Below are 3,872 nucleotides of genomic sequence, written 5' to 3' on the forward strand. Positions count from 1 at the left end.
GCGAAATCCGCTCCCATCTGGTCTGCAGGATGCGCTCGCCGAGACGGTCGACCTGGCCCGCAAAGTGCTCGCCGTCGCGATAGGCGAAGAACAGCGCGATCATCATGAACAGCAGCGTCAACAGCAGGCCGAAAGCACTGCCGCCTGCGGCCAGCACGCCGCGATAGATGCTGCCGATATTAGCGCCGCTGACCAGCTGGATCAGCTCACCAATGCCGCCGGGATGGCCGAAATTGGTGGTCCACTGTTCGTTCAGCCACTCGCCCACGACAGGCATGGTGGCGATCCAGTGTGGCGTCACCGCGCCGTGGCGGTTGGTCTCGATCGCCCAGGCGACCCATTCGCGGACCTCGTTGATCGCATAGGTGCCGGCGAGCGCGATCGGGATCACCAGGAAGGCGAGGATGAACAGGATGGCGAAGGTCGCGGCGATGGTGCGGTTGCCGCCGACCGCGACAAGCAGGCGGCGGTAGAGCGGCCAGCTGGCGAAAGCGATGACGAGCGCCGCCAGCACCGGAAACAGGAAGCCGTGGAAGAAATAGACGCCGGCGGCAACGATCAGCACCAGCAGCCAGCGTGCCGCCGACAGCGGCGGGATGACGGCTGCCCTGAGCGGCGTCGACAGGCCGAAGAGGCGCTGCTGCCGTTCCGGTTTCTGGATTCTTGCTTCCTTCAAACGCCTGGCTCTCCCAAACACCCCTCCTGTCTATGCACTGATATAGTGCAGCAATCGTGACGATAGTCCAAATGAGATGGTGAAGCTGCCAATCTCCCCCCTCGTGGGGGAGGCCCGGCAGGACAGAGGGGGGTGTGAAGGATCGCGGCCTTGGATTTGGACCGTGAGCCGCAAACCAATCGAGTATCTGTGAACTCGACCGTCGGCGGGACAGCGCCCCCCTCTCCCTGCCGGGCATCTCCCCCACGAGGGGGGATCGGCAGCTTCACTCGCTACCCAAATTTCCCCGTCCTCGGGAATCCCTTCGGCACCATGCGTCCGGCCGAGGCACGGGCGCCGATCCATTCAGCCAGTTCCTCGCGCGACCTTGTGAAGGTGCGGTCGGCTGAATCCTGCCAGGAGAGGCCGCTCTCCAGCGTGAACGGCTTGAGATCGAGAAGGCCGCCATCCTTGTATTTCTGCAGGCGCACGCCCTTGCCGCGGCCCATCTCCGGAATCTCTGCGAGCGCGAACACCAGCATTTTGCGATTCTCGCCGACGATGGCGAGATGGTCGCCGGTGACCGGGATGCAGCGCTTGGCTTCGTCCGGCGCCTTGACGTTCATCACCTGCTTGCCCTTGCGGGTGTTGGCAACGACTTCCTCCTCCGGCACGATAAAACCGTTGGCGTCGTGCGAGGCCAGCAGCAGCTTGCGCTTCGGATCGTGAACGAAGGCGGTGACGATGTCCTGGTCATTGTCCATATCGACGATGATGCGGATCGGCTCGCCATGGCCGCGCCCGCCAGGCAGCCGGTCGGCGCCGATGGTGTAGAACTTGCCCCCGGTGGCGAAGACCAGCACCTTGTCAGTGGTCTGCGCATGGAAGGCGAGCTTGAGGCTGTCGCCCTCTTTGAAGGTCAGCGTCGAGAGATCGGCCAGATGCCCCTTCATCGCCCGCAGCCAGCCCTTTTCCGAGACGACGACGGTGACCGGCTCGCGCTCGATCATGGCATGGGCGATGTCGGTCAGATCATGCTCGGGCGCGTCGGCGAACTGGGTGCGGCGCTTGCCGAGCTCGGTCTCCGGACCGAACTTGTCGCGGATGTTGGTGACTTCCCACTTGATCGTCGCCCACTGCTTCTCGTTTGAAGCAAGCAGTGCCTCGATCTGCTTTTTCTCCGCGCTCAGGCCGTCGAATTCCTTGCGGATCTCGAATTCTTCAAGCTTGCGCAGAGCGCGCAGCCGCATGTTGAGGATGGCTTCGGCCTGGGTGTCGGTGAGCGACCAGCGGGCCATCATGACCTGCTTTGGCTCATCCTCCTCGCGGATGATCCTGATCACCTCGTCGATGTTGAGGTAGGCGATCAGGTAGCCGGCAAGTATCTCCAACCGTCTTTCGATTTCGCCGAGGCGATGTTTCGAGCGGCGGACCAAAACCTCGCGGCGGTGCTCGAGCCACTCCTGCAGCACGCCCTTCAGCGACAGCACGTTGGGCACCTTGCCGCGCGACAGCACATTCATGTTGAGCGGGAAGCGGCTTTCGAGCTCGGTCAGCTTGAACAGCGATTCCATCAGGATGCCGGGGTCGACCGAACGGCTCTTCGGCACCAGCACGACGCGGACGTCCTCGGCGCTTTCGTCCCTGATGTCCTCGAGCAGCGGCAGCTTGCGCGCCATCAGCAGCTCGGCGATCTTCTCGATCAGCCGCGCCTTCTGCACGCCGTACGGGATTTCGGTGACAACGATGCTCCAGGTGCCCCTGCCCTGGTCCTCCTGGAACCACTTCGAGCGCACGCGAAAGCCACCGCGACCGGTTTCGTAGGCTTCGAGGATCGAGGCGCGGCTGTCGACGATGATGCCGCCGGTCGGGAAATCCGGCCCCTGGACAAAGTCCATCAGCTTCGCCACCGGCGCGTCCCGGTTTTCGATCAGGTGAAGTGCGGCATCGCAAAGCTCGGCGGCGTTGTGGGGCGGGATCGATGTCGCCATGCCCACCGCGATGCCGGACGAGCCGTTGGCCAAAAGGTTGGGAAAGGCGCCGGGCAAAACCACCGGCTCCTCGTCTTCTTCATTGTAGGTCGGCCGATAATCGACGGCATCCTCGGTGATGCCGGACAAAAGTTCGGTCGCCACATCGGTCATGCGCGCTTCGGTGTAGCGCATGGCGGCGGCGTTATCACCGTCGATGTTACCGAAATTGCCCTGCCCGTCGACCAGGGGATAACGCATCGAGAAATCCTGCGCCAACCGCACCAGCGCGTCATAGATCGACTGGTCGCCATGCGGGTGGAACTTGCCCATCACCTCGCCGACGATGCGGGCGCATTTGGCAAAGCCCTGATCGGGGTTGAGCCGCAGCAGGCGCATGGCGTGCATGATGCGGCGATGGACCGGCTTCAGTCCGTCGCGCACATCGGGCAGCGCCCGGTGCATGATGGTCGACAGCGCATAGGCCAGATAGCGCTCTTCCAGCGCCTTCTTCAGATCGACCGGCTCGATGTGATCGCCACCGCCATTTTCAGGCGGCAAAAGCCTTTTTCCCATGGGCTCGGACTAGCCGAGCGGGTGATTCGCGGCAAGAGCCCGACGGAGATACCGGCCTTTCTGCAACATGAAACCATACCCCAGCGGATGTCGGCCAACATCAGCCTGTTACATGCGGGCTCTATCGCCAAGCGCGACGATATCCGGCTATCGGCTCTTCATGACAAATTCACCGGTTTGCGCAAAGACGGTGGGATCGGGTTTGCCTTTCACCGCGATTTTTGACCAATGTGCCGGGACACGCCTTTTTCCGGTCCAGTTCGTCACGGAATGGTGATGGCGCAAATAATTGAAAAAACAATTTCAGGACACTCTCAGGGACCTTGCGATGACAATCAAACGCTCAATTCTCAAGAAACTGGCTTTTTCGACCTTCTTGCTCACGCTGCCGCTGAATGCGGCCCTCGCACAGGATACGGCAGTGGCCGACCGGCTGAAGGCAGCGCTTGTCGCACAAGGTGTCGACATCACCTGGACCGGGGTGACCGGCGACAACACCAGCATGGTGCTGCAGGGCGTTGCCATCAAACCGGCGGCGGAGAAGGAAGCGCTTCCCATCGGCGACGTCAAACTCGAAGGCGTGACCGAGGCAAATGGCGGCTATGACATCGCCACCGTATCAACGGCTGCCTTCACACACAGCAAGGACGGCGTCACCCTCGACCTCAGCC

General features: G+C 62.3%; 3 protein-coding genes and 1 pseudogene. 2 read left to right on the plus strand and 2 right to left on the minus strand.

From position 1 onward, the window contains the following. Nucleotides 1–676: AI-2E family transporter (locus EN969_RS20665; RefSeq protein WP_127419353.1), on the minus strand; the 676-nt coding region annotated here is incomplete at its 3' end. Between the two features lie 272 nt (nucleotides 677–948). Continuing rightward, complete coding sequence (gene parC, locus EN969_RS20670; RefSeq protein WP_063167754.1) at nucleotides 949–3,201, minus strand: DNA topoisomerase IV subunit A; 2,253 nt, start codon at nucleotides 3,199–3,201, stop codon at nucleotides 949–951. Here parC and EN969_RS20675 point away from each other — a divergent pair. Next, nucleotides 3,157–3,426: a hypothetical protein gene (locus tag EN969_RS20675; RefSeq protein WP_127423385.1), complete on the plus strand. Its 270-nt coding sequence runs from the start codon at nucleotides 3,157–3,159 to the stop codon at nucleotides 3,424–3,426. The genes parC and EN969_RS20675 overlap by 45 nt on opposite strands. Nucleotides 3,427–3,529: 103 nt before the next feature. After that, nucleotides 3,530–3,872 (plus strand): annotated as a pseudogene (locus EN969_RS20680) (hypothetical protein); the annotation flags it as partial.

Origin of the sequence: Mesorhizobium sp. M7A.F.Ca.CA.003.01.2.1, assembly GCF_003998945.1 — a bacterium.
Classification (GTDB): domain Bacteria; phylum Pseudomonadota; class Alphaproteobacteria; order Rhizobiales; family Rhizobiaceae; genus Mesorhizobium; species Mesorhizobium ciceri.

What these genes read in the sequence shown, in the direction of transcription:
- parC (WP_063167754.1), bottom strand. Translation starts at nt 3,201, where the DNA reads ATGGGAAAAAGGCTTTTGCCGCCTGAAAATGGCGGTGGCGATCACATC.